Consider the following 26048-nt stretch of genomic DNA (forward strand, 5'->3'; position numbering starts at 1 on the left):
GCGACCGTTTCACGGATATGTCAGACCGGCGCGCGCAATTGGTTTGGTCGCGTGCCCTGCAAGACACACGGGCGAGGCGTGGATCACTTCGCCAGCGAGGCGACTGCCTCGATCTCGATCAGCATCTTCGGATCGGGCAGCGCATGCACCACGCAGGTCGTGCGCGCGGGGTAGGGCGGCGGGCCGAAGGCGCCGGCATAGAGCGCGTTCATGGCGGCGACGTCGGAGGCGCGCGTCAGCAGCACGTTGACCTTGGCGAGATCGCGAAAGGTCGCGCCGGCTTCGTCCAGCACCCGCCTGATGTTGACGGCGACATTGGCGAACTGCGCCTCGAAGCCGTCGGGCAGCGCGCCGTTGGCGTCGAAGCCGGGAATGCCGGAGACGAACAGGAGATCGCCGACGCGCGTGGCAAAGGACAGCGGCGGCGCCTTGACGTGCGGCGGGGGTGCGAAATGCTGGATCGGCATGGGATCACCTCGAAACCAGTGTTGCGCGCATGAGCGTACCTGCATGCTCGGGAGTTGCAATCGGGTTTGGGACCGGGTGCAAAAACAAAAATTGCGAAAACAACCCCATGCACAGTAGGGATCGGACCGGAATCATTGATCTTTCTCGTAATTCGGGAAGAGCGAAATATTCGCTTGCTCCGTCGGGCAAAACAGGAGCAGGATGGCATGATGGCGGGGCGTGTTTGATGGGGCTGGAATTTTCCACGACGTCATGGCCGGGCTTGACCCGGACATCCACGTCTTGGTCGCCGGCAGGAAGAAGGTGGATGCCCGGGACAAGCCCGGGCATGACGAGTGTAGGCGGATGCCATCATGTTGCCGCCCCGATCCATCGGATACATTCGCGGCATCTGATTCGATCCGTCCTTGAAAAATAGCCCCCGGAGACCCCCATGAAGATCGCTTCCTCCTTTCGCGCTGCGCTGGTCGCCATTGCCGCGCTGGCCGGCCTCACGACGTCGGCGCTGGCCGACAGCGGCACCGTGGTGCTGACGATCTACAAGGCGGGCTGGATCATCGGCGGTTCCGGCGGCTCCGGCGTGCTGAACTTCCGCGGCCGCTCCTATGCGCTCTCGACCGGCGGGCTCGATTACGGCCTCGTTTTCGGCGGTTCCAAGACTGTGCTGCGCGGCCGCGTCTCCAACATCAACCGTCCCTCCGATGTCGCCGGCGTCTACGGCGCCGCCGGTGCGGGCCTTGCGATCGGCCGCGGCGCCCGCGCCATCGTGCTGAGCAACCAGAAGGGCGCGGTGCTCGAACTGTCGGGCACCCAGACCGGCCTGATGGCGAATGCGGATCTGAGCGGACTTGCGATCACGATGCGATAGGACAGCTGCGTAGAGCATGAGAGACAATTCGATTTATGCCGTTTTCGAGCAAGCTAAGTCGTTGATTTGACTCACATCGAAATCGCAGAAAGTCGAAAGATTCACATCCTCGTAGGGTGGGCAAAGGCGCGCGAGCGCCGTGCCCACCATCGCGCCGCAGTTTGCAATGTTAGACCCTCATGGTGAGGAGGCGCGTAAGCGCCTCTTCGGACGATGCTTCGCATCGCCGGGAGAACCATGCAGACCCGTCTCTCTCCCGCGGGCATCCTTCGAGACGCGCGCAAGTGCGCGCTCCTCAGGATGAGGTCTGTAACTGCGGCGATCGAAGTGGCGGGCACGCTTCGCTTTGCCGACCCTGCGATCTACGATCCTCTTCAGCGTGCCGGCGTTTTGGCCCGGTCTTCGGTGACGACCGCTTGCGCGGGCTTCGTCGCGCGTATCATCAGAAACGATCCGGACTCGTGCGCCAGCCGCCAGCGTCCGTCGATCTCGGTCGCGTCGCCGTTCACCTCGCCGTCGTAATGAACGGTGTCGAAGCCGAAGCCGGGCGGCTCGTAACGCTTGACGAACGAGACCGCGTTGCCGGAGCGATGACCGGTGATCGAGGCGGTGTGGGTGCGCAATGGGCAGCGCGGGTTCGAGCATGGCTCAGTGACGTCGCCGCTGAGCGCGCCATTGGATTCGACCAGCGTCGCGGTGAACGTGACCATTCCCGTGCCCGGTTGAAGATAGGTGCCGTCCCAGACACCGGAGAGATCCTCGCTCATGGCTGCGGCTTCCTGCAGATGATGCGCACCGGCTGGCGCCGGGCTGTTCGACCCGAAGTGGTATCGTTGCCGTGACGCGCTTGCAACAGTCGCGCGCATTCGGCGCGACGTCATTCGATCGAAGGACGCCGGGCTTCACCCATTTGGACTACGGCTTCGGGCAGAAGTCTTGCACCGGGGCCCGACATGCGACGTTCATCGACCTGCCGAAACATGCCGGCATTGCTTTGCGGCGGCGCGCTTGTGGCCGGGCTCGCGCTTGTAGCACCGGCGCAGGCCGCGGATCTCGCGCCGAAATCGTTCGTGAAGGCGCCGCCGCTGGTGGTGTCGTCGTGGACCGGATTCTATGCCGGCCTCGGTCTCGGCTTTCGATCGACCAGTACCGATCTCACCACCACGTCAGTGCTGGAAGACGGCGTGCCCCGTGACCTGAGCGGAGGCGTGTTGACCCAGCCGTTCGACGGCACAGGTTTTCGCGTCAATCCCTATGCCGGCTACAACTGGCAGGTCGCTCCCCACTGGGTCGTCGGCATTGAAGGCGATGTCGGCTTCGGTGACCAGACCACGGCACTGCCGGGATTTCGCGCCTCGCCGCGGGCCGGCTCGTCCACGTTCGCGGTCGACAGCCTTTCGGTCAAAACCACTGGGGATGCGAGCCTGCGCGGCCGCGCCGGCTATCTGCTGACGCCGGCGACGCTGGTCTATGCAACCGGCGGCCTCGCCTGGCAGCATTTTGACGTCACCTCGGTCTGCGTCGGCGCGACCTGCAACGATGCCACGCCGACCACGGTCACGAACTCGGTGACGAAGACCGGCTGGACGCTGGGTGCCGGGGTCGAGACCGCGCTGTGGGGCAACTGGCTGCTCCGCGGCGAATATCGCTACGCCGACTTCGGCACCGCGCCGATGGCGATCGCGCGCACGCGGAGTGGCGCAGGACCCGCGCTCACGGTCGACAATTTCGACACCAGGCTGCGGACCCACACGGCCAGCGTCGGACTCGCTTACAAATTCGGCGATCCCGTCATCGGCGGCCGCTCGCATCCGTTGCAGGCACAGGCCGCGATGCTGCTGTCCTGGACGGGCGCCTATGTCGGCCTTGGCCTCGGTGCGCGCGCCACGCGCACCGATCTCACGGCAACATCGGAATCGGTTGGAGGCTTCACGGACGATGTTCTCGAGGACCGCGCCAACAACCGCCCGATGGACAACGTCGCGTTCCGCGCCAGCCCCTATGCCGGCTATCTCTGGCAGCTCGCCTCGCAATGGACAGCGGGCGTCGAGGGCGATTTTGGCTTTGCCGATCGCACCACCACGCGCGAAGGCTTCACCACCATCTTCCTCGCGGACTCCCAGTCTCCCGGCGAAAGCCTCTCGATCCGCAACCGGTGGGACGCGTCGTTGCGGCTGCGCGGCGGCTATCTCGTCAATCCGCAGACCATGCTCTACGCCACCGGCGGCGTGGCCTGGCAGAATTTCGAGCTGACCTCGACCTGCACCAGCGGCCCCTGCACCGGCTTCTTCGCGCTGTCGCCGGCGATCATCAGCCAGTCCACCACGAAGACCGGGTGGACGCTCGGTGGCGGCCTCGAGACCGTGCTGTGGGGCAACTGGCTGGCGCGCGCCGAATATCGCTACGCCGACTACGGCAAGACAGGCTTTACCGTGGCGCGGTCGAGCGGAAGGGCTGACCACGATCCATCCGCGAACACGTATGATGTGGCGATGCGCACGCATCTGGCGACGTTCGGGGTGACGTACCGGTTTCAGTGAGTGCGGCGGAGACGGTGCGTAGGTGGGTTAGCCGAGCGACTGCGCTTCGCGCAGCGCAGGGCTAATCCACCCTACGAATCCGCAGCCCTGAACACCGCCAGCTGCGCATCGAACGCACGCTTGAACGCCGGACGTGCTTCGCCACGCGCGACATAGGCGGCGAGATCAGGATATTCCTTCAGCAATCCCGATGTGTTCAACCGCCGCAGCACCGTCACCGTCATGAGATCGCCTGCGCTGAACGCACCGTCGAGCCAGTCGGCCTTGCCAAGGCGTCGCGTCAACTCCCCGAGCCGGATACGGGCGCGATCCTGCAGGATGGGCAGGCGATCCGCGTACCAGCTCTTGTCGCGCTCGAACAGCATCGCCATTCCCAGCTCGACAATCGGTGGCTCCATCGTGTTCAGCGCAGCAAACATCCACGCGATGGCGCGAGCCCGCGCATTCGCCTCGCGCGGCAGCAGTCCATCATGGCGCTCGGCGAGATGGAGCACGATCGCGCCGGACTCGAACAACGCGAGATCGCCGTCCTGATAGGTCGGAATTTGCCCGAACGGATGCAGCGCAAGATGCGCCGGCTGCTTCATTGCTGCGAACGACACGAGGCGAACGTCGTAGGGCAGGCCGATCTCCTCGAGCGCCCAACGAACACGCATGTCGCGCGCCTGTCCCCTGCCGCGATCAGGCGAGCTTTCAAAGGCGGTGATGGTGGGGGGCATCTGGAGTCTCCGGGGTGATCGTTCTTTGGATCCAGAGGACGAACGGCTGGGACGGGTTCCGACAGCCTATGGGCTGTCATCGGCGATGGCCCGTAGAAGTTTGCGCCACTGTCGGAATCTCGTCGGCTGCCTCGTCCTTGGGATGGCGGCCCCTGCCGCGCATCCCGCCCCAGGCTAAAGGATATCCTCATGACCTCCATCACGCCGTTTCTCTGGTTCGACAACAACGTCCCGGAAGCTGTGGCCTTCTACAAATCGGTGTTTCCCAACGCCAAGGTTGAGACCGTCAGCGACTTCATGGCGGTGTTCGAGCTCGAAGGACAGCGCTTCAACGCGCTCAATGGCGGGCCGCAATACAAGTTCAACGAGGCGGTGTCGTTCTTCATCAGCGTCGAGACGCAAGCCGAGGTCGACCATTTCTGGGACCGGCTCACCGCCGACGGCGGCGAAGAATCGAGATGCGGCTGGCTCAAGGACAAGTTCGGCCTGTCCTGGCAGGTGATCCCGTCGGCGCTAGGCCGCTACCTTGGCGACTCCGACCGCAGCAAGGCGAACCGCGTCATGCAGGCGATGATGGGGATGAAGAAGATCGTAATTGCGGATCTGGATCGGGCGTATGCGGGATGAGGCTGCCGTAGGGTGGGCAAAGGTGCGCTCTTCGCGCGCCGTGCCCACCGTTCTTTCGGACTCGCGGAGAGATGGTGGGCACGGCGCTAGAGCGCCTTTGCCCACCCTACGCAGCTGCATCTACGGCAACACGGCGGTGCGACGCCGGTCGAGCCTGTTCGAATGGGCCATCCACTCCGGCAAAGGCGCGCCGTCGCGATGCCTGCCGCCGGCACACGCCGCCGCCCAGGCCGCGATGGCGCCGAGCAGAATGGCTGTTGCCACCGAGAACGCGAGGATGATCGTGCTTCGCCGCGACCGCGCGATCGCTGTCTTGGCGTTGGCGATGACGGTGTCGACTCGCCGTTCGGCGTCAGCCGGCGCAAGGCCGGTGGTGCCGACAACCTGCTGGATCAAATAACTCCTGTCGTCCGCGCTGAGGCCGTCATGGCTCGACGTGGTGAGCAGGATGCGGCCGGCTTCAGCGCGTTCCGAACTGAGATCGACCGTGGGCGCGCGTCGCCCGGCCCGGTAGAGACGGTCGAGTTCGTAGCTCAGCAGCGGCTCGGCGGCGCTCGTGCGCGCCGACGTGGCGCCTGTTGGCGTGCGCGACAAGGTCGCAGCGCCCAGCAGCGTTGCCAGCACCGCGCCCATCACCACCGCCAGCGCCCAGACCGCCAGTCCGTGCAGGCCGTCCGCCTGCTCGGTGTGCTCGACCGGACCGCCCGGCGCGGCCGGTGTGCGCACCCAGCCGGCGACATAGCCGCCAAGCCCGAAACTCAGGATCGCCTGGAGGATCAGGTAGATGCCAGAGAGGATCCATAACGCCGCGGAGGCGTCGCGCCAGGTCGGCGCAGCGGAGGTCACGCCCAGGCCGACGCTCGCGCCGAACGTCACCATGACGAACGAAAGTGCGGTGGCCGCGAAAGCGCCCAGCAGGATCGGTGACCATTGCAGATAGCGCGGGCCGCGCTCGGTGCGGTAAGCCTCGACATCGGCGCGCGCCACCGGCGGCAGGCTGTCCATTGACGTTTCCATCATCGCTGCTCAGCGCAGGCCGAAAAAGGACAGCACAGCCAGGATCACCACCACCAAGCCAACCAGGTAAATCAAACCGTTCATTGTCGCCTCCGTTACGTTGTCGGCGTCAATTGCCTCTGTTCGTCAAAGTTCCTATTCCGGGAAAATGTTGCAAAACTGAACAGCAGGCTCTTTGCCCATGATGCGTGTGAGATGGCGCAACGTCCGGCTGTCGGCCGCACGCTGACATCATACTTAAGTTCACTTTTGCACATTGGCGCGGAACGTTCCCGCCCCGGCGACATTCATTCCCTGTCGTCAACATCACTTGACGGCGAGCCAAGGTGAACAGCCGTGCAGCAGGGGCAAGTGCTACCGACGATCCTGGTCGTCGAGGACGATCCGCTCATTCGCGGGCTCGTTGAAGAAGCGCTGGCCGACGGCGGATTTGGCACCGTGATCGTGAGTTCCGGCGAGGAAGCCATCGTCTTGCTGAAGGGCGAAACCAACGATTACCGCGCCCTCGTCACCGACATCAACCTGAGCGGCCCCGTCGACGGCTGGGACATTGCCCGCGTCGGGCGGGAAATCGACGCTGCATTTCCGATCGTTTACATGACCGGCGCCGCAGGCGACGAGTGGCCCTCGAAGGGCGTGCCCGGCAGCATCCTGCTGGCCAAGCCATTCGCCCCCGCGCAACTCGTGACGGCGCTGTCCCAGCTTCTCAACGCGGGCACGCCGACAGGCTGAGGCGTCCCGCTGCCGTCAGTTCGTTGATGCGCCGTTGATCCACATCGCAAGCTCGCGCCACGGCTGCAACGTCCAATGCCCGGACGCGGCACCTGACGGAGACGGCAGCACGAAGATCTCCGGCAAGCTCTCATCGCGCTGTTGCTGCCCGAGCGCAATCCCGCTCGACGGCTTGCCGTAAAACAGGCTCGCCGCCTTCTTGCTCGTGAACGCAATCGTCCGCGGCCGATAGGTTTCCATCTTGGCCCTGAAGCCCGGCACGTCGATCGTCTCAGCTGCTATCTGATGATCCATCCCTGCGCCCGACTTGGACAGGTCGGTGAAACCGATCCCGAGATTGATCAGCGATGCGAACTCGCCCGGCTGATAGCGCCGCGGCGTGATCCCGGCCTCATGGATCGCACGCCAGAAGCGGTTGCCGGGATGGGCGTAGTAGTGCCCGAGCTCGGCGGAGCGCGTGCTGGCGGCGGTGCCGACGAAGACGAGGCGGAGGTTGGGACGGAGTTGGTCGGGGAGGCAGTGGGGGGTGGCGTGGGGCACGTCAATTGTCCGTGGCTGTAGCCCGCATGAGCGGAGCGATATGCGGGACGACAAAGACACCAGATCTCGCTACGTTTATCCAGCTTTGCTCGCCGGCGGCAAATCTGGAAGACCATGGAAATGGCAATTGGTTTTAGCGAACGCTTTGATTTCGGTCCCATCATTGGATGGGAACTCTGCCAAGTGACGATCGACAAGTATCACGTCATGTTCTGGTTTGAGGACGAAAATGCCCTGTTGAACGTCGCGGACCGTTTCTCGTTCAGATCATCCGATGGTGTGGTCAATTTCATGTACGAGATTTATGGCACCCAGAAATGTCTGAATGTCGATCGCATTCTACGGACCAAAATCGTCAAGACGCAGACCATCAGTAAGGCGCAGCTCGACCTGGTGTTCGAAAACGGTGACGTACTGTCGATCTACGATAATCCGGAGTTCCGGTCATGGTGGTTTTTAGGCAGACGTCAAGACGACTTTCCTACCAAGAGGGCGAACTGGTCCTTTGCAATCTGCGATCAAGATTTGGAGGATCTGACAGAACAAGAGTATCAAGATCGACGCGCCTAACGAGCCCGAAGCGATCCAACGCCAATCATCGAAAGCTGGTTCTTTTGGCGCTCTGTTGGATCGAAATCTCTGCCAATGAAAAGAGGCCAGGCATTCGCCCGGCCTCTAAACGTCCTCCGATACCCAGATCAGTTCCGGGCGTTGTTATGGAGGTGTGACTCTGCCCCTCACAACACCCGATTGCTCTCCTTCACCTTCTCCGCATCCAGATACACGCTTGAGCCCATCTCCTTGAACTTCGCGCTCATCTGTTTCATGCCGTCCTCGGCCGTGCCGCTCAGCGACATGCCGATGCTGTTCGGATCGTTCAGCGTCGCCGCGTAGTCGCGCACGTCCTGCGTGATCTTCATCGAGCAGAATTTCGGGCCGCACATCGAGCAGAAATGGGCGACCTTGTGGGCTTCCTTCGGCAGGGTCTCGTCGTGGAAGTTCTTGGCGGTCTCGGGGTCGAGGCCGAGGTTGAACTGGTCGCTCCAGCGGAAGTCGAAACGGGCGCGGGAGAGGGCGTCGTCGCGCAGTTGCGCGGCCGGGTGGCCCTTGGCGAGATCGCTCGCGTGGGCGGCGATCTTGTAGGTGATGACGCCGACCTTGACGTCGTTGCGGTCGGGCAGGCCGAGATGCTCCTTCGGCGTGACGTAGCAGAGCATGGCGCAGCCGAACCAGCCGATCATGGCGGCACCGATGCCTGACGTGATGTGGTCGTAGCCCGGCGCGATGTCGGTGGTCAGGGGCCCGAGGGTGTAGAACGGCGCCTCGCCGCATTCCTTGAGCTGCTTGTCCATGTTGATCTTGATCTTGTGCATTGGCACGTGGCCGGGGCCCTCGATCATGACCTGGCAACCCTTGTCCCACGCAATCTTGGTCAGCTCGCCGAGCGTTTCGAGTTCGGCAAACTGCGCGCGGTCGTTGGCGTCCGCGATCGAGCCCGGACGCAGGCCGTCGCCGAGCGAGAACGAGACGTCATACTTGCGCATGAGGTCGCAGATCTCGTCGAAGTGGGTGTAGAGGAAGCTCTCCTTGTGATGCGCCAGGCACCACTTCGCCATGATCGAGCCGCCGCGGCTGACGATGCCAGTGACGCGGCTGGCGGTGAGGTGGATGTATTGCAGGCGCACGCCGGCGTGAATGGTGAAATAGTCGACACCCTGCTCGCACTGCTCGATCAGCGTGTCCTTGTAGAGCTCCCAGGTCAGCTTGACCGGATCGCCGTCGCATTTCTCCAGCGCCTGATAGATCGGCACGGTGCCGATCGGCACCGGCGAGTTGCGCAGGATCCATTCGCGGGTGGTGTGGATGTTGCGGCCGGTCGAGAGGTCCATCACGGTGTCGGCGCCCCAGCGGATCGCCCACACCATCTTCTCGACCTCCTCCTCGACCGACGACGTCACCGCGGAGTTGCCGATATTGGCGTTGATCTTGGTGAGGAAGTTGCGGCCGATGATCATCGGCTCGAGTTCTGAGTGATTGATGTTGCAGGGGATGATGGCGCGGCCGCGCGCGATCTCGGAGCGCACGAATTCCGGGGTGATGAAGGCGGGGACCGATGCGCCAAAACTTTCGCCGTCGGCGAGGGCTGCTTCCGCGCGCTCGAGCTGCTGCTTGCGGCCGAGGTTCTCGCGGGCGGCGACGTAGATCATCTCCTTGGTGATGATGCCGGCGCGGGCGAATTCGAGCTGGGTGATCTTGTGGCCGTCGAGGCCGCGCAGCGGCTGATGATAGGCGCTGAACGCGCGCGCGGCCTTGTCGGTGGAGACGCTGCCATTGTCCTCCGGCTTGATCTGCCGGCCCTGATACTCCTCGACGCCGCCGCGCTCCAGCACCCAGGCTTTGCGGCCGCGCGCAAGGCCGGCGTTCACGTCGATGGTGACGGACGGATCGGTGTAGGGGCCGGAGGTGTCGTACACCGGAAGGTTCGGCTCGCCGGCGCCTTCGGAGAGGATGATCTCGCGCAGGGGCACGCGCAACTCGGGCGCGGCGTCGGGCGAGGCGAATATCTTTCGGGAGGACGGCAGCGGGCCGGTGGTGACGGCGGGGACGGTTTTTTCGGGATTGGAGCGGATGTTCATGGGATCCTCCAGTAGTTCTGTTGTGCAATGTTTGATCTCGTCATCCTGAGGTGCTCGCGGAGCGAGCCTCGAAGGATGAAAGAGCCGGGCCGTCGCCCTTCGAGGGCCGCTTGCGCGGCCACCTCAGGGTGACGGGTCGAATAGGGGCGGACATGCATCACGCGGCCTCCTTGGACTGGCCGAGCCACTGCCGCACCCGCGCATCCGGGTCGGCGTTCTGCGTGACGTCGGACACCACGGCGATGGAATCCGCGCCGGCGGCAAAGATCTCCGCGGCGTGCTCGAACTTGATGCCGCCGATCGCGACCAGCGGGATGCTGCCGATGCGCTTCTTCCACTCCGTGATCTTCGGAATGCCCTGCGGTTCGAAGCGCATCGACTTCAAGGTGGTGAAGAAGATCGGGCCGAGCGCGACGTAATCGGGCTTGGCCGCGAGCGCAGTTTCAAGCTCGGCGTCGTCATGGGTGGAGATGCCGAGCGACAGGCCCGCCTCGCGGATGGCCCCGAGGTCGGCGTCGGCGAGGTCTTCCTGGCCGAGATGCAGATATTTTGCGCCGGCGACGATCGCCGCGCGCCAATAGTCGTTCACGACCAGCTTGGCTTGCGTGCCGTTCGTGATCGCCAGCGCATCGGTGACAATCTGCAGCGCGTCAGCGTCGTTGAGCTCCTTCGCGCGGAGCTGAATCGTGCCGACGCCGAGCTTTGTCAGGCGCTCGACCCATTTGAGGCTGTCGACGACGGGATAGAATCGATCAGGATACGGCATGCCAGAACGGAGTCCCAACGACAGGGGTGGAGGGGGAAGCGAAGTCTCGGGCGTTCATCAGCCCGGCTTCATAAGCGGTGCGGCCGGCCTCAATGCCGAGGCGGAAGGCGTTCGCCATCGCGACGGGGTCGGCGGCCTTTGCAATCGCGGTGTTGAGCAGCACGGCGTCGTAACCGAGCTCCAGCGCCTGCGCCGCGTGGCTCGGTGCGCCGAGGCCGGCGTCGACCACCAGCGTGATGTCGGGTAGCCGCTCGCGCAGCAGCTTGAGCGCGTCGCGGTTGGTGATGCCCTTGGCGCTGCCGATCGGTGCCGCCCACGGCATCACCACCTTGCAGCCGGCATCGACCAGACGATTGGCGACCGAGAGATCCTCGGTGCAATAGGGAAACACCTCGAAGCCGTCCTTGATCAGGATGGCCGCGGCTTCGACCAGGCCGACGACGTCGGGCTGCAGCGTGTCGTTGTCGGCGATCACTTCCAGCTTGATCCAGCTTGTGCCGAACAGCTCGCGCGCGAGCTTGGCCGTGGTGACGGCTTCGCGCACGGTGCGGCAGCCGGCGGTGTTCGGCAGCACGGCGACGTCGAGTTCGCGGATCAGGTTCCAGAACGCGTCGCCGGTCTTGCCGCCGGCGGATTCGCGGCGGAGCGACACCGTGACGATGTTCGAGCCTGAGGTGCGGATCGCCGCCTGCATAATCGCGGGCGAGGGGTAGAGCGCGCTGCCGATCAGCAGGCGGGAGGCGAAGGTTTTGCCGTAGAAGGTCACCATAACCTCACCCTCCCTGCCGCGGTGTGATGATCTCGATCTCGTCGCCCGCCTTGAGATGGGTTTCGGCCCAGCGGCTCTTCGGAACGACGTCGTAATTCAGCGCGATCGCGAAATGGGTGCCCTCGTAGTCGAGCTCCGACAGCAGCGCGTCGACGCTGGCGGAACTCACCTCGCGCTGCTCGCCATTTACGATCACAAGCATTGCATCACCTCGTTGTCGATCTGGCCGCGCTGGACGTATTGCAGCGTCAGCTCGGCGAGCGCCGGCGCGATCAGGAAGCCGTGGCGGTAGAGGCCGTTGACGCTGATCTGGCCGCCGCGAATGCCGATGCGCGGGAGATTGTCGGGAAAGGCGGGGCGCAGGCCCGAGCCGAATTCGACGATGCGGGCCTCGCCGAACGCCGGATGCACCGTATAGGCGGCGCCCAGCAGCTCCAGCGCCGAGCGGACGCTAACGCCGGTGTCCTCGGCCTCGATCGAGGTCGCGCCCAGCATGAACAGATTGTCCTCGCGCGGGATCACGTAGAGCGGCCAGCGCGGATGGATCAGCCGCACCGGGCGGGCCAGCTGCACCTCGTTCGTTTCGATCAGGATCATCTCGCCCTTGACGCCGCGCAGCTCCTTCTGCTCGTCGCGTGCGCCGAGGCCGCGGCAGTCGATCACGATGCCGTCGAGCTCCTTCGCGGACACGTCGCTGCCAAACTTGATGGTGCCGCCGGCCGCGATGATGCGCTCGTGCAGCTTCGGCAGCACGCGGCGTGGCTCGACATGGCCTTCGTTGGGGAAGAACAGCGCGTCGCGGAAGCGGCCCTCCAGCGACGGCTCGAGTTCGGCGAGAGCCGCGGCATCGAGCCGGCGGTGGTCCTCGGTCATCCGGGCGAAACGCTCGAAATCGTTACGCTCGCGCGGATGGGCGACGACGAGCGAGCCGTTGAAGGGCGTGTCGGGCAGCTCGCGCCGCCAGATGTCGAGGGAGCGCTGGCCGAGCCGGGAGATGATGGGTTCGGCGACCTCCGCCTCGCAATAGGGCGCGAGCATGCCGCCGGCCCAATGGCTGGTGGAATCGGCCATGGTGGCGTCACCGCGCTCGTGGAGCGTGACGGGGTGGCCGGCCTGCGCGAACAACAGGGCCTGCCAGGCGCCGGCAATGCCTGCGCCGATAATGGATACCGGGGAATCCGGTCGTTTGGTCGTCTGCAACATCCCTGTCCCTTCGCCGGCATGACCCGGATCAGGTTCAAAGGGTCACCGCGGTCCTGGGCCTGCTTGCTGAAGTGCAGGCTTGCCCATTTAGCGGTATCTCAGCTCCTCCTCGGAGCACCCCTCGGAACGGCTCTAATGTAGGCTTGTGACGGCTGGTGTCAACGCATGTTGCCGGGAACCTGCGCCCGGGCGTTGCGGACGCGCTGGGCGAGCTTCCGGTGCGGCGGGGTGCCGAACATCGGCTGCGGATTGCCGTTCGGCTCCAGCCAGGGCTGGGAGTTCGGCTCGAAGCTCGCCTGCTGCACCATCTCCTGCCGCTGCCGCTTGGCGGCGTAGTAATAGCCGCCCGCGAAATAACGTACGGCCCGGGTGTGGTCGCCATTGGCGGCGCGATAGGCGCCGGCGAGGTATTTGACCGCGTAGGTGAGGTTGGTGTTGGGATCGCGCAGGCCCGCGGCATCGCCGGTGTAGCCGAGCCCGCGGGCGGTCGCGAGCTTGATCTGCATCAGGCCGATGGTGCCGCCATGGCCGACGAGGCCGGGCTGGTAGCGGCTCTCGCGCATGATGACGCGATGCACCAGCGCTTCCGGCACGCCGTTGGCGCGCGCATGGGTCGCGACCATCTCGGCATATTCGGCTTCGCCTGCGAATGCGGCCTGCGGCAAGGTCAGTCCGGCCGCGAGCAACGCGGCGATGCGTAAAATTTTCATCAGATATCCTCTAGGTCTCAGTGACCTGCGCCCAAGCCTCTTAAGGCGGCCGAAGACGGCGATGATGTGGCGAAGCGGAACCTGCGTGCGCGGGAACCTACGCCGCCAGCCGCGGCTGCTGCCAGATCGGCAATTGCATGCGCACGATCAGCCCGTGCGGCTCGCGGTCGTGCAGCGACAGCTCGCCGCCATGGGCGAGCGCGATCGCGTGCGCGATCGACAGGCCGAGGCCGAAGCCGGTGGAATCGTCCATCGTGCGCGCGTCGTCGCCGCGCACGAATGGCTCCAGCATCTCCTGCTTGCGCGCGTCCGAGATGCCGGGGCCGTCGTCCTCGACGTCGATGACGAGTTTGGTGCCCGATACGTCGAGGCGGATCGTCACCTCGGCGCCGAAGCGCACGGCGTTCTCGACCAGGTTGGTGACGCCGCGATGCAGATCGTCGGGACGCGCGGCGGCTGTCGCCGAAGCCGGCCCGTCATAATGCACGACATGACCCATGTCGCCGAACTGGTCGGCGATGAGTTGCAGCGTGCTGGCGATGTCGACAAGCGTCACCGCCTCGATCTTGCGGTCGTTCCGTAGCAGCGAGAGCACGGATTCCAGCATCGAGCGCATCTGGTCGAGATCGATCAGCATGCGCTTGCGATGGCCCTCGTCCTCGATGAACTCGGCGCGCAGGCGCAGCCGCGTGATCGGCGTGCGCAGATCATGGCTGATCGCCGCCAGCATTCGCGTGCGATCCGACATCAGCCGACCGATCCGTTCATGCATGCGGTTGAGCGCGCGCGCGACCGAGCGGATCTCCTCCGGGCCACGCTCGGGCAGGGGAGCGGCCGCTTCGCCGTCCAGGCTGAAATTCTCCGCCGCCCTGGCAAAGGAGGACAGCGGCGCGGCCAGCGCATAGGCCGCCCACAGGCCGAGCATGGTGACGCTGATCAGCGCGAACAGCAGTGTGATCATCCACGGGCCGCCCCAGAATCGCGGCGGATGGGGCGATTGCTCGACGCGGCCTGCGATCACGATGCCGTCGGGCAATCCAACCGCGATCCGGTGCGCGGCCCCTTGCGGCGCCAGCGTCAGAACCTTGTACTGGTGGCCGAGGTGGCGGCGTACATTGTGCAGATGCGGGCTGTCGCGGTCATCGGTGACCGGAACGGCCCCCGGTGCGAGCAGCTCGATGCCGGCCTTGGGAAACGCGCGCGCGATGTCCGCGAGAATGCGCGGCCGCTCGCTGGCGTCGGCGCCGCTCAGCAGCAGGGCGGCATCCGCGAGCTGATGCGCGCTGTCGGGCGGCGGATCGGCACGGTCCGGCCGGCTGATCAGGAAGCTGACGGTGAGGATCAGATGCAGCGCGACGATCGACGCCACCACCAGCGCGGCGATCTGTCCGCCGATACTCTTGAGGTGGAAGAAGCGGAACGGCGTCATGACGGCCGGCCCACTAGTTGCCCAGGGGCGCCGCGACCGCTTCTTGGCTGGCTACTTCAGTTCTGGGCGTGAATAGATAACCGCCGGAGCGAACCGTCTTGATGATGGTGGGATCGGCGGGATTCGGCTCGATCTTGCGGCGGATGCGGCTGACCAGCACGTCGATGGACCGTTCGAACGAGCCGGTGTTACGCCCCTGGGTGAGGTCGAGCAGGCTGTCGCGCGACAGCACGCGGCCGGGCCGCTCGCAGAACGTCCTGAGCAGGTCGAACTCGGCGCTGGTCACGGCGACGCGCGCGCCCTCCGGGTTGCGCAACTCGCGCAGCCGCAGATCGATGCGCCAGCCCTCGAAGGCGAGCGTGCTAGCGCCCTCGATCGAGCTCGCCGCTTGCGCAGCGGCCTGGCGGCGCAGCACCGCGTTGATGCGCGCGAGCAGCTCGCGCGGGTTGAAGGGCTTTGACAGATAGTCGTCCGCGCCCATCTCGAGGCCGACGATGCGATCGACGTCCTCGCCGCGCGCGGTCAGCATGATGATCGGCGTCTGTGTCTCCGAGCGCACCTTGCGGCACAGGCTCAGGCCGTCCTCGCCGGGCAACATGACGTCGAGGATGATGAGGTCGACGCGATGATCCGCCATGGCGCGCGACATCTCGCGGCCATCGCTCACGGCGGTGACGTTGCAGGCGTTGTTGCGCAGGTACTTCGCAATCAACGTCCGGGTTTCGCGGTCGTCTTCGACAACCAGGATGTTGGGAGAGGGATTGGCCATGCGCTTTGTTTGTCCAAGATTCGGGCCAAAAGGCGAAGATTTTTGTTTCGGTATGTTTCCGAATCCCCGGGTGCAACACCCGGCAACAGCTCGGCAGTGGTGCGGCAAGGTCTCGTTAAGGCCGTTAACCATACCGTGGTGGCGCCACACAGGAAACCCCGCAAAAACCACGGAGCCATCATGACCTCGATTTCGGCGGCGTCCGCCGGTAACTACCAGTCGCCGTTGCAGCGGCTGCAGCAGGAATTGCAATCGGAAGTCTCCGCCGGCACGATCTCGTCGTCGGACCAGTCTGCGCTCTCCACCGCGCTGACAGACATCGACACGGCACTCCAGCAGAGCCGGTCGAGCGACCAGTCGAGCGGCACGCGTCCCTCCAAGGACGACATGAAGTCGAAGATCGACGACCTCATCTCCAACGAGGTGTCGAACGGCACGCTGACCTCGGACCAGGCGGACGCGTTGAAGAACGTGTTTCAGTCCGCTTTCGCCAGCGGCGCCGGCGGTGCGGGCGGACCACCGCCCGGTCCGCCGCCATCGGACGTCAGCTCTTCGGATTCGTCGTCGTCCACGGACTCGACCAGCAGCACGTCGACCGCCTCCACCACGGCGGAGATCCTCCAGCAGTTCCTTCAGGCGCTGCAGCAGTCGCAATCGTCGAGCTCGTCCTATGGCGCCAACGGCACCTCGTCCAGCAGCTCGGATCTCTCCGCACTTCTGATCGACTACAAGAGCTGACCTGAGCGACGCGGGTCGGCGCGGTCCTCGCCGCGATGATGCTTCTTCCCAGAGCGCATCATCGCTGGCGGGGAACCGTGCATCCGGAACGTTCCTCTGTCACTCAGGAACCTTCGTCGCGATGCCGCGCCATGATCGCGCGCCGAAATTGCCGCAACTCAGGAACTGCGGCTGCCCAGCGCTGTTCTCTCCGCACAAGTTTTCTACTGAAGGAGAGGACAACCATGTTGATGAAATCGATCGCCGCCGGTCTTGCCGGCACCGCGTTGCTTGCGACCGTTGCGTTTGCCCAGTCGCCGACCGTCACCACCGACAAGGCGGCGCCCGCGGCCACTGCCACGACGACGACCACGACGGCCTCCGGCCAGTGGCGCACGTCCAAGATGGACGGCCTGAAGGTCTACAACGAGGCCAACGAGAACATCGGCTCGATCAACGACCTGCTGATGAACAAGAACGGTGACGTCAAGATCGCCGTGATCGGCGTCGGTGGCTTCCTCGGCATGGGCGAGCATCTTGTCGCCGTGCCCTACGAGAAGCTGAAGTTCGTCAACGAGGCCGTCGCCTACACCGGCACCAAGCCTGCAGCGACCACCACGACTGGCGCTGCGACCGGCACCGAGAAGACCACCACGACGACGACGGCTACGACCACGTCGTCCACGTCGAAATGGTATCCGGACCACGCCGTGTTCAACGCGAGCAAGGACGAGCTGAAGAACATGCCCGAGTTCAAGTACTCGGAATAATGCACTTCTAAATGTCTAAACGAGGCGCGCCCGGTTTTCGCCGGGCGCGCTTTCGTGTCTATTTTCCATCATCATTGCGGAATGTTTGACCCTCACCCTGAGGAGCGCGCCTCTTGCGCGCGTCTCGAAGGGCGAGGCCACCGGGCGGGCCTTCATCCTTCGAGACGCTTGCCGCGCAAGCTCCTCAGGATGAGGAATCGGTAGTGCAAGCGGGAAGAGGGAGAGACCCTCTACTTCACCAGCGGGCAGCCGCCCTTGTCGAGCGGACGGAAGGCTTCGTCGCCGGGCACGGTGGCGATCAGCTTGTAGAGGTCCCACTCGCCCTTGGAGTCCTCGGGCTTCTTGACCTCGAACAGATACATGTCGTGGACCATGCGGCCGTCGATGCGGATCTTGCCGTTCTTGGCGAAGAAGTCGTTGACCGGCGTGGCGCGCATCTGCTGCATCACCTTCGGCGCCTCGTCGGTCTTGATGGCTTCGATGGCCTTGAGATAATGCATGGTCGCCGAATAGAGCCCGGCCTGGATCATGGTCGGCATGTGCCCGACCTTGTCGTTGAAGCGCTTCGAGAAGGCGCGCGTCTCCTCGTTCATGTCCCAGTAGAACGCGTCGGTGACGATCAGGCCCTGAGTCGCCTTGATGCCGAGCGAATGGGTGTCGGTGATCTCCTGGAGCAGCGCGATCATCTTCTGGCCGCCCTGCGTCAGGCCGAACTCGGACGCCTGCTTCAGCGCATTGGTGGTGTCGCCGCCGGCATTCGCGAGCGCGACCACCTTGGCCTTGGAGGCCTGGGCCTGAAGCAGGAAGGAGGAGAAGTCCGACGAATTGAGCGGATGGCGGACCTCGCCGAGCACCTTGCCGCCGCTTTCCTTGACCACGTTGGCGGCGTCGCGCTGCAGCGCCATGCCGAAGGCGTAGTCGGCGGTGACGAAGAACCAGGTGTCCTCGCCGCGCTTCACCATCGCCTTGCCGGCGACGTTCGATAGCGCATAGGTATCGTAGGTCCAGTGTACCGTATTGGGCGAGCATTGCGCGCCGGTGATGTCGGAGGAACCGCCGCCGGAATTGATGTTGATCTTGTTCTTCTCGCGCGTCAGCGCCGAGACCGGCAGCGCGACCGAGGACGTGGGAACATCGAAGATCGCGTCGACCTTGTCGTTGTCGTACCAGTTGCGGGCAATGTTGACGCCGACGTCGGGTTTGTTCTGGTGATCGGCGGCGACCACCTGCACGGGCTTGCCCGCGACCTTGCCGCCGTAATCGGCGACCGCCATCTCGACGGCGGCGAGGGAGCCCTTGCCGGTCGCATCCGCATAGAGGCTGGACATATCCGTGAGCACGCCGATCTTGACGATGTCGTCGGAAATCTGCGCCTGCGCGGCGCCTGACGAGGCGGCGAGGGCGAGACTTGCCGCGACCGCGGCGATGAGTTTTTGCATGTTGCTTCTCCCTGTGTGTTGTTGTTTGGGCGTTGTTGCGGGGACTGTTCTAGCGACAAACGGTCGCGGCAGCTAAGCCAAAGATGCGTGAGGGGGTGGAGAAATAAGCAGGGCATCTATCGTCATTCCGGGGCGCGCCCTCTTGGGCGCGAACCCGGAATCCATTCATCCACCGTCGATGCGGCCCGATGGATTCTCCGATGCGCAATTGCGCTTCGTAGCTCGCGCTGCGCGCGACCGGAATGACGGTGTAGGCCGCTCAAGCGCTGCTGCCCTTGAGCCGTTCGTTGCGCCGGCGCAGGCCTTCCAGGGTGGCGAGGAGGATGACGGATACCGTCGTCAAGATCACCGCTGCTGCCGTGATGGTCGGGCTGATGTTCTCGCGTATGCCGCTGAACATCTCGCGCGGCAGGGTGCGCTGCTCGGGACCTGCCATGAACAGCACGATCACCACCTCATCGAAGCTGGTCGCGAAGGCGAACAGCGCACCCGACGCGAGGCCAGGCAGGATCAGCGGCAGGATCACGCGGCGGAACGCCTGAAGCGGCGAGGCGCCGAGCGAGGCGGCGGCGCGTGCCAGATTGGTGTCGAAGCTTTGCAGCGTCGCGCCGACCGTGATCACCACAAAGGGCGTCGCCAGCGCGGTGTGGGCCAGGATCAGGCCGAGATAGCTGCCGGTCAGTCCGATCGGCGCGAAGAAGAAATACAGGCCGACCGCGGTGATGACGCCGGGCACGACGACAGGCGACAGCACGAAAGCCAGCACGAGCGGCTTGAACCGGCTCTTCCACTGCGCCAGCCCCAGCGCGGCCAGCGTGCCAAGCAGCATCGACAGCAGCGTCGAGGCGACGCCGATGATCATGCTGTTCTTCAGCGAATTCATCCAGCGCGGCGAATTGATGAAATCGTCGTACCAGCGCAAGGAGAGGCCGGGCAGCGGATAGGTGAGATACGAGCCCGAGCTGAAGGACAGCGGCATGATCGCGAGGATCGGCGCGATCAGGAAGATGAACACCAGCGTGGAGATGACGATGGTCACGGTCCACGCGATGCGCTGGCTGGGCGTGCGGAGCGAAGAATGATTGCTCAATTCTTCATGCCTCCCGTGACCTGCTGTCCCTGCACCAGCTTGCCATAAACGAGAGCGAGGAGAAGAGTGGCCAGCAGCAGCACCGCACCCAGCGCCGAGGCGAGTCCCCAGTTGGCTGTCTCCGTCGTGTAGAGCGCGATGAAATAGCTGATCATCTGGTCGGCGGCGCCGCCGACGAGCGCGGGCGTGATGTAGTAGCCGAGCGCCAGGATGAAGACGAGCAGGCTTCCCGCGCCGATGCCGGGCAGGGTTTGCGGCAGGTAGATCCGCAGGAAAGCGGTGACCGGCGGCGCACCAAGCGAGGCGGCGGCACGCATGTAGGCGGGCGAGATCGCCTTCATGCTGCTGTACAGCGGCAGGATCATGAACGGCAGGAGAACGTGGGTCATCGCCACGCAGACGCCGAAGCGGTTGTAGATCAGTCGCAGCGGCTGGTCGATGATGCCAAGCCAGTGCAGGCTGTCGTTCACGACACCCTGGCTCTGCAACAGCACGATCCAGGCGCAGGTGCGGACCAGAAGCGATGTCCAGAACGGCAGCAGGACGAAGATCATCAACAGATTCGACCGGCCGGGCGGCAGCGTCGCCAGCAAATAAGCGACCGGGAAGCCGAGGATCAGGCACAGAGCCGTGACGCTGATGCTGATGAGGAAGGTGCGGGCGAAGATGTCGCGGTAGATGGCCTGATCCGGCGAGGCTGAGACGATCGCGCCGTCCACGTTCCGCGTCAGGTCGAGCGCCGCCAGCAAGTAGAAGCCGGTCACCGGGCCGCTGGCGTCCTTGATCGTCGTCCAGGTGGTGCGCTCGCGCCAGGCCGGGTTGATCTTGCCGAGCGTCTCCCTGGCCGCGCCGGGCTCGGGCATCGCCTTCAGATTGCGTGCCGTGCTGGTCAGGATCGTGCGGAAGCCGTTCAGCGCGTAGTTGAGCCGCTTGGCCGCGATGGCGAGGGTGCCGGCGGCACGCGCCGCCATGATGTCGCTTGCCAGCGCCGCGTAGGTCTTTTCGTCCGGCAGGTCCCTGCCGTCCCAATCGGCGAGAGCCGCGGCTGTCTGAGGCAGAACCTGACGCACCTCGCGGTCGTCGACCGCGCGCCACAGCATGCCGGCGATCGGGCCCGCGAAGGTGAAGAGCAGGAACAGCAGCAGCGGTCCAACGAGCGCGAACGCCTTGAGCTGGCGCGCGCGTTCGGCCTGCTTCAGGCGCCGCTTGAGCGACACCTCTGGCTTGGCATCGGCGCCGGTGAGGGACGCTGCTGTCACGAGATGCGTCTCATTGACTCATCCCCATTTCGAGTGGGGCAATCGCAAATGGCCTTGTGGAGGGGCCTGAGCAAGCGCCTCGTCCTTCGAGACGACCGCTTCGCGGTCTCCTCAGGATGAGGCTCTCCGACACCAGTGCCTGTAGTCGCTGCCACAGACTCAAACCTCATCCTGAGGAGCCCGCCGAAGGCAGGCGTCTCGAAGGATGGCCGCAGCGAAACTGCCTTCAATGCGCACCGCACGCCAGTTCCATCGCGCGCTATTTCGCGGCCCATTTGTTGAAGCGCTCGGTCAGCCGATCGATGTTCTCGAGCCAGAAGGCCACGTTGATCTCGACCGCGTTCTTGATGTTGTCAGGGGCGGTCGGCAGGTCTTTCAGAACGGCTGGCTGCAGCTTGGCGGCTGCGTCCTTGTTCGAGGTGCCGTAGGCGATGTTTTCCGACAGTTTTGACTGGTTCTCCGCCTTGCCCGCGAAGTCGAGGAACTTGTAGGCGGCGTCCTTGTTCGGGCTGCCCTTCAGGATGACCCAGCTGTCGAGCGTGAAGAGCGCGCCGTCCCACACCATGCCGAAATTCTTCTTGTCGTTCTTGTTCGCGGTGTCGATGCGGCCATTGTAGACGGACGTCATCGCCACCTCGCCGGAGGCGAGCAATTGCGGCGGCTGGGCGCCGGCCTTCCACCAGACGATGTCGCCCTTGATGGTGTCCAGCTTCTTGAACGCGCGCTCGATGCCCTCGTCGGTCGCCAGCACCTTGTAGACGTCCTTAGGCGCGACGCCGTCGGCCATGAGGGCGATCTCCAGCGTGGTCTTCGGGCCTTGACGCAAGGCGCGCTTGCCCGGAATCTTCTTGGTATCGAAGAAGTCGGCCCAGCCGCCCGGGGCCTGCTTCAGCTTGTCCTTGTCGTAGCCGAGAACGAAATCATAGAGGATGGCACCGACGCCGCAGGGGTTGACCGACGGCGGGATATAGGCGGCCTCGCCGCCGATCCTGGAATAATCCAGCTTCTCGTACAGGCCTTCTTCACAGCCGACCGCGAGTTCGTCGCTCTCGACCTGAACGACGTCCCAGGTGGCGGCGCCACCCTGCACCTTGGCGCGCAACACGCCGACACCGCCGTCCCAGGACTCGTCGTTCATCGCAACCCCGGCTGCCTTCTTGAACGGCTCGAAATAGACCTTCTTCTGGGCATCCTGATACGCGCCGCCCCACGAGACGACGGTCAGGTCACGCGCCTGCGCGACCGTGGCCAGCGCAGCGTTGGCGCTGAACGCCGCGGCGAACCCCAAAGCAATCCTGCCAGTATTGCGCTTCAGCATGGTCTTTGTTCCTTCTTCATATGCGTTGCGTTGAGCTTGATCGATGCCGGTGCGGATCAGACGGGATCGAGGGCCAGGCAGTCCTCGGGACGAAAGGTGATGAACACGTCTTCCCCATGTCTCAATTCGCCATGCGCCCCCGGCTGAAGCTTGACCATGAACTCCCCGTTGCCGGCGACATCAAGCACGGCAAGCGCGTGGTCGCCGAGATAGATGGTGTTTCGCACCCTGGCCGGCAGCCGGTTCGGTCCATCGCTGGAGACGCCATCGGGGATGATGGCGATCCGCTCCGGCCGTACCGACAGCGAGGTCGATGCGCCCGCGGCTGAGACATTGACCGCCCGTGCAGTCACGGTGCCGCCAGCGGCCAACGCGACGCGACAGAATTGCTTGTCGACCGTCTCGACGGTTCCGGCCAGCACGTTGTTTTCGCCGATGAAGTGGGCGACGAAGCTGTTCACCGGATGCTCATACAGCGCGTCCGGCCTGTCGATCTGCTGCACGATGCCGTCGTTGAACACGGCGATGCGGTCCGACATGGTGAGCGCTTCGCTCTGATCGTGGGTGACATAGACGATGGTGATGCCCATCGTCTCGTGCAGCTGCTTGATCTCCAACTGCATCTGCTCCCGCAGGCGCTTGTCCAGGGCGCCAAGGGGCTCGTCCATCAGCACGAGTTGCGGATTGAAAACCAGCGCGCGGGCCAGCGCCACGCGCTGCTGCTGACCGCCGGACAGCTGCCCGGGGCGCCGGTGCGCCAAGGTTTCCATCTTGATCATCCGCAGCGCCGCGCTGACGCGCTCCTGCACTTCGGCCTTGCTCGTTCTGCGAACAGATAGCGGGAAGGCGATGTTCTCCGCGATCGTCAGGTGCGGGAACAAGGCATAGTTCTGGAACACCATGCCGATGTCGCGCTTGTGCGGCGGCACGTTCCTGATCGGCCGTTCCGCGAGGTAGATCTCGCCATGGGTCGGAACCTCGAAGCCAGCCAGCATCATCAGCGTGGTCGTCTTGCCCGAGCCGGACGGGCCCAGCAGGGTGATGAACTCGCCCTTCCTGATGTCGAGATCGAGGTTCTTCACCACGAGGTGCTCGCCATCATAGGTCTTCTGAATGCCGGAAAAACGTACCAGTGCCGGCGAAGGCGTGACCATGCCGGCGTCCATGTTGTCCTCGCGTTATCAGCTACAGTGCCGTCCGGACCTCGTCCGAGGTTGCGAAAGACAGCTTAGCATCCTCGGGCGAGAATGCCAGCGGTGCAAGCGACCGCGCCGGCCCGGCGCGTGAGGGTGCGCTACATCCCCGACAGCTTCGTCACGAACACATTCAGCGTGCCGCCGGCTTCGGCGACCACGCGCAGCGTCTTGGAATCGAAGGCAATGTCGGCGAGCGTCAGGCTGTCGATCTTCGCATCGACCTTGAGGCCGTCCTCGCTCTTCTGATAGTCGGCGATCGCGGCCGCGATCTTCTCGCGGGCGTTGGCGGCAATCGGCTTCAGGTCGAGCGTCGCCTTCTGCACCAGCGTCTGCTGGAGCTGCGGCATCACGGCGCGCGCGGCGGCGCCCAAAAGGCCGAAGGCCGCCTCGGATTCCACCGCGAGCTGGATGTCGGCAAGCCGCAGCGTCTGCTGTGCCTGGTCGAGCATCGGCCGGCCCCAGATGTGCACGGTGGCTTCAGCGCCGAGGCCGAGCCAGCTCTTCTTTTCCTTCGCGCGCACCAGCAGCGAGATCAGCAGACGCTCGCCCGACGGGACCACGTTGACGCTCTTCACGGTGACGTCGACCGGGCCGGAGCCGTCCTCGGGATAGGTGTGGCCGACCATCTGTGCCGCGATCAGCTTGTTGATCTCGGTGAAGGGGACGTCGATCGGCACGCCGATGTTCACGCCGGTGCCGGTCGGGGGCACGATCGAGATCTTGTCGGGGAACGGGCAGTCCGGCTTGGTCGGTGTCGAGGTCACGCGCGTCTCGAGCTCGAGGCCGAGCAGCAGTGTCACGGCCTGCGCGTCGACGCGCGGCTGCGCCGCGATGGCGCGGACCGGCTTCATCTCCAGCCAGAGCGGCGGCAGCGCGGCGGAGGCGCCGGGGCCCTGCAGCGCGATCGAGCGGCAGGCCTTGGCCCATTGCAGCTTCGCATTCTCGCGCAGCGATGGATCGTTGCGGATGCGCTCGGAGACGATGTTGATCTGCTCGCCGACATTCTTGTCGATCAGCGGCTTCACTTGCGCCGGCACGTTGACCTTGGCGCCGGCGACGTTGAGGTTGGTGTCGCCGAGATTGACCTGCGCCCCGAGATTGGGCTCGAGATGCCAGTTCGCTGCAAGCTTCGGGCGCGAGGTGACGATGACGTTGCCCCTGATCTCGGCGCTGGCGTTCAAATTCTTGATGTTGACCGCGCCGATCCGTTTCGCCGCGTCACCGCCGAGCACGCTGCCGAGGGCGTCGCCGAGCGCGCCGGTAGCTTTCGACGACAGCGAGCCCGTCACGTTCAGCTTGCCGTTGAGCGGCGTCGAGATCGTCAGCACGTCCTTGTCGCCGGCAGCCGACATCGGCCCGCGCACGGCGGACCAGCCGATGTCGGCATTCTCCAGGATCTGCGAGATTGGATTATCGGCCTTGCCGGCGAAATTGCGCGGCGAGGCTTTTTCCGCCTGTTCGCGGATCGCCGACAGCGCGATCGCGACCGGCGCGACCACGATCGAGCTCTTAGCGACCGGCGGCAGCGGCGGCAATTGCGCGACCGGCGGCGCTGAATTCGTCGCGCGCGGCGCCAGCCAGTCCATCGCCTTCAGGCTGACGAAGAACGACACCGCGATCACCGCCACGGCGATCAAGACAGTCTTCAAATCCAGCGCTAGTCGCATCACTCCCCCAGGCCGCCCGGGGCAAAGTCTACAGGGCAGGCAAGGAGGGCGCTAGAGCGCACCGATGGGGTAGAATTGCGGCGAACAGGTTAACGGCTGCAAACGCGCCGTTGCGGCGCGTTCGTTAGCGCCGGTTAGCCGCGCCGGGGACGGCGGACCGCTCTCACATTCCCGCGACTGCCGCCGCCGCAGAACAAGCGGTCACCGCCGTCGGACTCCAGCCCTGACACCATCGTGCCGGCGGGCAGGTCGAGTTGCTCGAGCACCTTGCCGGTCTCAGGGTCGATCCGGCGCAGATCGCTTTCCTCGCCTTCCCAGGTGCCGTGCCAGAGTTCGCCGTCGACCCAGGTCACGCCGGTGACGAAGCGCCTGCTTTCGATGGTGCGGAGAATCTCTCCCGTTTCGGGATCGACCTGGTGGATCTTGCGCTCGCGATATTGGCCGACCCAGAGCGAACCCTCGGCCCAGGCCAATCCGGAATCGCCACCACCGCCCGGCGCCGGAATCGTGGAGAGCACCTTGCCGGTCGCCGCATCGATCTTCTGGATGCGGTCCTCGGCGATCTGGAACAGGTGACGACCGTCGAACGCCGTTCCCGCATGCGCGGCGACGTCGATGGAGCGCGCGATCCTGCCGCTGTCCGGATCGACCGCATTCAGCTTGTCGCCGGACGCGAACCAGACATGGGTGCCGTCATAGGTGACGCCGTGCACGGCCTCGACGCCCGCAAACGGCCCGTACTCCCTGACGATCTCGGCGGCTGAACGTTTCATGTGTCGATTCCTGTGATGGCTCTACC

General features: G+C 64.7%; 27 protein-coding genes and 1 riboswitch. Of the genes, 7 read left to right on the top strand and 20 right to left on the bottom strand.

The window, feature by feature from the left end; all coding sequences use genetic code 11:
- Window positions 1-83: 83 nt before the first annotated feature.
- On the bottom strand, window positions 84-467 hold the full coding sequence (locus WHZ77_RS07845) for a RidA family protein (RefSeq protein WP_375313149.1): 384 nt from the start codon (window positions 465-467) through the stop codon (window positions 84-86).
- A 434-nt stretch (window positions 468-901) separates the two neighbouring features.
- Between WHZ77_RS07845 and WHZ77_RS07850 the strand changes: the two genes are divergently transcribed.
- Window positions 902-1336: a hypothetical protein gene (locus tag WHZ77_RS07850; protein ID WP_375313150.1), complete on the top strand. Its 435-nt coding sequence runs from the start codon at window positions 902-904 to the stop codon at window positions 1334-1336.
- Window positions 1337-1710: 374 nt separating this feature from the next.
- Here the strand turns inward: WHZ77_RS07850 and WHZ77_RS07855 are convergent, their stop codons facing one another.
- The gene (locus tag WHZ77_RS07855) at window positions 1711-2103 is read right to left on the bottom strand and encodes a hypothetical protein (RefSeq protein ID WP_375313151.1); all 393 of its coding nucleotides are present in this window, start codon (window positions 2101-2103) and stop codon (window positions 1711-1713) included.
- Window positions 2104-2289: 186 nt separating this feature from the next.
- On the opposite strand from WHZ77_RS07855, the gene WHZ77_RS07860 reads away from it, so the two are divergent.
- Window positions 2290-3876 carry an outer membrane protein gene (locus tag WHZ77_RS07860; protein ID WP_375313152.1) on the top strand — a complete coding sequence of 529 codons (1587 nt, stop codon included), beginning with the start codon at window positions 2290-2292 and terminating at the stop codon, window positions 3874-3876.
- 71 nt (window positions 3877-3947) lie between these two features.
- Here WHZ77_RS07860 and WHZ77_RS07865 read toward each other — a convergent pair whose 3' ends face one another.
- Window positions 3948-4595, bottom strand: coding sequence for a glutathione S-transferase family protein (locus tag WHZ77_RS07865; protein ID WP_375313153.1), 648 nt, complete (start codon window positions 4593-4595; stop codon window positions 3948-3950).
- Between the two features lie 189 nt (window positions 4596-4784).
- On the opposite strand from WHZ77_RS07865, the gene WHZ77_RS07870 reads away from it, so the two are divergent.
- Complete coding sequence (locus tag WHZ77_RS07870; RefSeq protein WP_375313154.1) at window positions 4785-5222, top strand: VOC family protein; 438 nt, start codon at window positions 4785-4787, stop codon at window positions 5220-5222.
- A gap of 120 nt (window positions 5223-5342) precedes the next feature.
- On the opposite strand, the gene WHZ77_RS07875 is transcribed toward WHZ77_RS07870, so the two are convergent.
- On the bottom strand, window positions 5343-6227 hold the full coding sequence (locus WHZ77_RS07875; protein ID WP_375313155.1) for a hypothetical protein: 885 nt from the start codon (window positions 6225-6227) through the stop codon (window positions 5343-5345).
- A 348-nt stretch (window positions 6228-6575) separates the two neighbouring features.
- On the opposite strand from WHZ77_RS07875, the gene WHZ77_RS07880 reads away from it, so the two are divergent.
- Window positions 6576-6971 carry a response regulator gene (locus WHZ77_RS07880; RefSeq protein WP_375313156.1) on the top strand — a complete coding sequence of 132 codons (396 nt, stop codon included), beginning with the start codon at window positions 6576-6578 and terminating at the stop codon, window positions 6969-6971.
- 15 nt (window positions 6972-6986) lie between these two features.
- On the opposite strand, the gene WHZ77_RS07885 is transcribed toward WHZ77_RS07880, so the two are convergent.
- A complete protein-coding gene (locus tag WHZ77_RS07885) occupies window positions 6987-7511 on the bottom strand; it encodes a mismatch-specific DNA-glycosylase (RefSeq protein WP_375313157.1) in 525 nt (174 codons plus the stop codon).
- A 114-nt stretch (window positions 7512-7625) separates the two neighbouring features.
- Here WHZ77_RS07885 and WHZ77_RS07890 point away from each other — a divergent pair, with 114 nt between their 5' ends.
- On the top strand, window positions 7626-8081 hold the full coding sequence (locus tag WHZ77_RS07890; protein WP_375313158.1) for a hypothetical protein: 456 nt from the start codon (window positions 7626-7628) through the stop codon (window positions 8079-8081).
- Window positions 8082-8248: 167 nt separating this feature from the next.
- On the opposite strand, the gene thiC is transcribed toward WHZ77_RS07890, so the two are convergent.
- From thiC to WHZ77_RS07930, 8 genes are all read right to left on the bottom strand, one after another.
- On the bottom strand, window positions 8249-10147 hold the full coding sequence (gene thiC, locus WHZ77_RS07895; protein ID WP_375313159.1) for a phosphomethylpyrimidine synthase ThiC: 1899 nt from the start codon (window positions 10145-10147) through the stop codon (window positions 8249-8251).
- Window positions 10148-10304: 157 nt separating this feature from the next.
- A complete protein-coding gene (locus WHZ77_RS07900) occupies window positions 10305-10913 on the bottom strand; it encodes a thiamine phosphate synthase (protein ID WP_375313160.1) in 609 nt (202 codons plus the stop codon).
- A complete protein-coding gene (locus tag WHZ77_RS07905) occupies window positions 10900-11682 on the bottom strand; it encodes a thiazole synthase (RefSeq protein WP_375313161.1) in 783 nt (260 codons plus the stop codon). The genes WHZ77_RS07900 and WHZ77_RS07905 overlap by 14 nt, the downstream gene beginning before the upstream one ends.
- Window positions 11683-11686: 4 nt before the next feature.
- Entirely contained in the window at window positions 11687-11884 is a 198-nt protein-coding gene (gene thiS / locus WHZ77_RS07910; protein WP_271669268.1) for a sulfur carrier protein ThiS, read from the bottom strand.
- A complete protein-coding gene (locus WHZ77_RS07915) occupies window positions 11875-12885 on the bottom strand; it encodes an FAD-dependent oxidoreductase (RefSeq protein WP_375313162.1) in 1011 nt (336 codons plus the stop codon). The genes thiS and WHZ77_RS07915 overlap by 10 nt, the downstream gene beginning before the upstream one ends.
- Window positions 12873-13017: riboswitch (TPP riboswitch) on the bottom strand. Its footprint overlaps the gene before it by 13 nt.
- Window positions 13018-13043: 26 nt before the next feature.
- Window positions 13044-13595: a transglycosylase SLT domain-containing protein gene (locus tag WHZ77_RS07920; protein WP_375313163.1), complete on the bottom strand. Its 552-nt coding sequence runs from the start codon at window positions 13593-13595 to the stop codon at window positions 13044-13046.
- Between the two features lie 97 nt (window positions 13596-13692).
- Window positions 13693-15024 carry an ATP-binding protein gene (locus WHZ77_RS07925; protein ID WP_375313164.1) on the bottom strand — a complete coding sequence of 444 codons (1332 nt, stop codon included), beginning with the start codon at window positions 15022-15024 and terminating at the stop codon, window positions 13693-13695.
- A 13-nt stretch (window positions 15025-15037) separates the two neighbouring features.
- Window positions 15038-15793, bottom strand: coding sequence for a response regulator (locus tag WHZ77_RS07930; protein ID WP_375313165.1), 756 nt, complete (start codon window positions 15791-15793; stop codon window positions 15038-15040).
- A 180-nt stretch (window positions 15794-15973) separates the two neighbouring features.
- Here WHZ77_RS07930 and WHZ77_RS07935 point away from each other — a divergent pair, with 180 nt between their 5' ends.
- Window positions 15974-16531 carry a hypothetical protein gene (locus WHZ77_RS07935; RefSeq protein ID WP_375313166.1) on the top strand — a complete coding sequence of 186 codons (558 nt, stop codon included), beginning with the start codon at window positions 15974-15976 and terminating at the stop codon, window positions 16529-16531.
- 224 nt (window positions 16532-16755) lie between these two features.
- Window positions 16756-17280, top strand: coding sequence for a PRC-barrel domain-containing protein (locus tag WHZ77_RS07940; RefSeq protein ID WP_375313167.1), 525 nt, complete (start codon window positions 16756-16758; stop codon window positions 17278-17280).
- A 230-nt stretch (window positions 17281-17510) separates the two neighbouring features.
- Here WHZ77_RS07940 and WHZ77_RS07945 read toward each other — a convergent pair whose 3' ends face one another.
- From WHZ77_RS07945 to WHZ77_RS07975, 7 genes are all read right to left on the bottom strand, one after another.
- The gene (locus WHZ77_RS07945) at window positions 17511-18719 is read right to left on the bottom strand and encodes an ABC transporter substrate-binding protein (protein WP_375313168.1); all 1209 of its coding nucleotides are present in this window, start codon (window positions 18717-18719) and stop codon (window positions 17511-17513) included.
- Between the two features lie 259 nt (window positions 18720-18978).
- Window positions 18979-19809 carry an ABC transporter permease gene (locus tag WHZ77_RS07950; protein ID WP_375313169.1) on the bottom strand — a complete coding sequence of 277 codons (831 nt, stop codon included), beginning with the start codon at window positions 19807-19809 and terminating at the stop codon, window positions 18979-18981.
- A complete protein-coding gene (locus WHZ77_RS07955) occupies window positions 19806-21068 on the bottom strand; it encodes an ABC transporter permease (RefSeq protein WP_375313170.1) in 1263 nt (420 codons plus the stop codon). Before WHZ77_RS07955 ends, WHZ77_RS07950 begins: the two co-directional genes overlap by 4 nt.
- Window positions 21069-21327: 259 nt before the next feature.
- Window positions 21328-22386 (bottom strand): ABC transporter substrate-binding protein, encoded by a 1059-nt coding sequence (locus WHZ77_RS07960; RefSeq protein ID WP_375313171.1) that lies wholly within the window; start codon window positions 22384-22386, stop codon window positions 21328-21330.
- 56 nt (window positions 22387-22442) lie between these two features.
- Window positions 22443-23552, bottom strand: coding sequence for an ABC transporter ATP-binding protein (locus WHZ77_RS07965; RefSeq protein WP_375313172.1), 1110 nt, complete (start codon window positions 23550-23552; stop codon window positions 22443-22445).
- Between the two features lie 128 nt (window positions 23553-23680).
- Window positions 23681-25249, bottom strand: a complete 1569-nt coding sequence (locus tag WHZ77_RS07970) for a DUF4403 family protein (RefSeq protein WP_375313173.1) — start codon at window positions 25247-25249, stop codon at window positions 23681-23683.
- A 134-nt stretch (window positions 25250-25383) separates the two neighbouring features.
- Window positions 25384-26022: a glutamine cyclotransferase gene (locus WHZ77_RS07975; protein WP_375313174.1), complete on the bottom strand. Its 639-nt coding sequence runs from the start codon at window positions 26020-26022 to the stop codon at window positions 25384-25386.
- Between the last annotated feature and the right edge of the window lie 26 nt (window positions 26023-26048).

The sequence above is a fragment of the Bradyrhizobium sp. A5 genome, from assembly GCF_042076515.1.
Taxonomy (GTDB): Bacteria; Pseudomonadota; Alphaproteobacteria; order Rhizobiales; family Xanthobacteraceae; genus Bradyrhizobium; species Bradyrhizobium cosmicum.

Excerpts from the sequence above, each read along its gene's own strand:
- thiS (WP_271669268.1), bottom strand. The coding sequence starts at position 11,884 with ATGCTTGTGATCGTAAATGGCGAGCAGCGCGAGGTGAGTTCCGCCAGC.
- WHZ77_RS07915 (WP_375313162.1), bottom strand. The coding sequence starts at position 12,885 with ATGTTGCAGACGACCAAACGACCGGATTCCCCGGTATCCATTATCGGC.
- WHZ77_RS07935 (WP_375313166.1), top strand. The coding sequence starts at position 15,974 with ATGACCTCGATTTCGGCGGCGTCCGCCGGTAACTACCAGTCGCCGTTG.
- thiC (WP_375313159.1), bottom strand. The coding sequence starts at position 10,147 with ATGAACATCCGCTCCAATCCCGAAAAAACCGTCCCCGCCGTCACCACC.
- WHZ77_RS07975 (WP_375313174.1), bottom strand. The coding sequence starts at position 26,022 with ATGAAACGTTCAGCCGCCGAGATCGTCAGGGAGTACGGGCCGTTTGCG.
- WHZ77_RS07875 (WP_375313155.1), bottom strand. The coding sequence starts at position 6,227 with ATGGACAGCCTGCCGCCGGTGGCGCGCGCCGATGTCGAGGCTTACCGC.
- WHZ77_RS07850 (WP_375313150.1), top strand. The coding sequence starts at position 902 with ATGAAGATCGCTTCCTCCTTTCGCGCTGCGCTGGTCGCCATTGCCGCG.
- WHZ77_RS07960 (WP_375313171.1), bottom strand. The coding sequence starts at position 22,386 with ATGCTGAAGCGCAATACTGGCAGGATTGCTTTGGGGTTCGCCGCGGCG.
- WHZ77_RS07925 (WP_375313164.1), bottom strand. The coding sequence starts at position 15,024 with ATGACGCCGTTCCGCTTCTTCCACCTCAAGAGTATCGGCGGACAGATC.
- WHZ77_RS07855 (WP_375313151.1), bottom strand. The coding sequence starts at position 2,103 with ATGAGCGAGGATCTCTCCGGTGTCTGGGACGGCACCTATCTTCAACCG.
- WHZ77_RS07845 (WP_375313149.1), bottom strand. The coding sequence starts at position 467 with ATGCCGATCCAGCATTTCGCACCCCCGCCGCACGTCAAGGCGCCGCCG.
- WHZ77_RS07940 (WP_375313167.1), top strand. The coding sequence starts at position 16,756 with ATGTTGATGAAATCGATCGCCGCCGGTCTTGCCGGCACCGCGTTGCTT.
- WHZ77_RS07905 (WP_375313161.1), bottom strand. The coding sequence starts at position 11,682 with ATGGTGACCTTCTACGGCAAAACCTTCGCCTCCCGCCTGCTGATCGGC.
- WHZ77_RS07970 (WP_375313173.1), bottom strand. The coding sequence starts at position 25,249 with ATGCGACTAGCGCTGGATTTGAAGACTGTCTTGATCGCCGTGGCGGTG.
- WHZ77_RS07930 (WP_375313165.1), bottom strand. The coding sequence starts at position 15,793 with ATGGCCAATCCCTCTCCCAACATCCTGGTTGTCGAAGACGACCGCGAA.
- WHZ77_RS07870 (WP_375313154.1), top strand. The coding sequence starts at position 4,785 with ATGACCTCCATCACGCCGTTTCTCTGGTTCGACAACAACGTCCCGGAA.
- WHZ77_RS07860 (WP_375313152.1), top strand. The coding sequence starts at position 2,290 with ATGCGACGTTCATCGACCTGCCGAAACATGCCGGCATTGCTTTGCGGC.
- WHZ77_RS07900 (WP_375313160.1), bottom strand. The coding sequence starts at position 10,913 with ATGCCGTATCCTGATCGATTCTATCCCGTCGTCGACAGCCTCAAATGG.
- WHZ77_RS07945 (WP_375313168.1), bottom strand. The coding sequence starts at position 18,719 with ATGCAAAAACTCATCGCCGCGGTCGCGGCAAGTCTCGCCCTCGCCGCC.
- WHZ77_RS07865 (WP_375313153.1), bottom strand. The coding sequence starts at position 4,595 with ATGCCCCCCACCATCACCGCCTTTGAAAGCTCGCCTGATCGCGGCAGG.
- WHZ77_RS07890 (WP_375313158.1), top strand. The coding sequence starts at position 7,626 with ATGGAAATGGCAATTGGTTTTAGCGAACGCTTTGATTTCGGTCCCATC.
- WHZ77_RS07965 (WP_375313172.1), bottom strand. The coding sequence starts at position 23,552 with ATGGACGCCGGCATGGTCACGCCTTCGCCGGCACTGGTACGTTTTTCC.
- WHZ77_RS07920 (WP_375313163.1), bottom strand. The coding sequence starts at position 13,595 with ATGAAAATTTTACGCATCGCCGCGTTGCTCGCGGCCGGACTGACCTTG.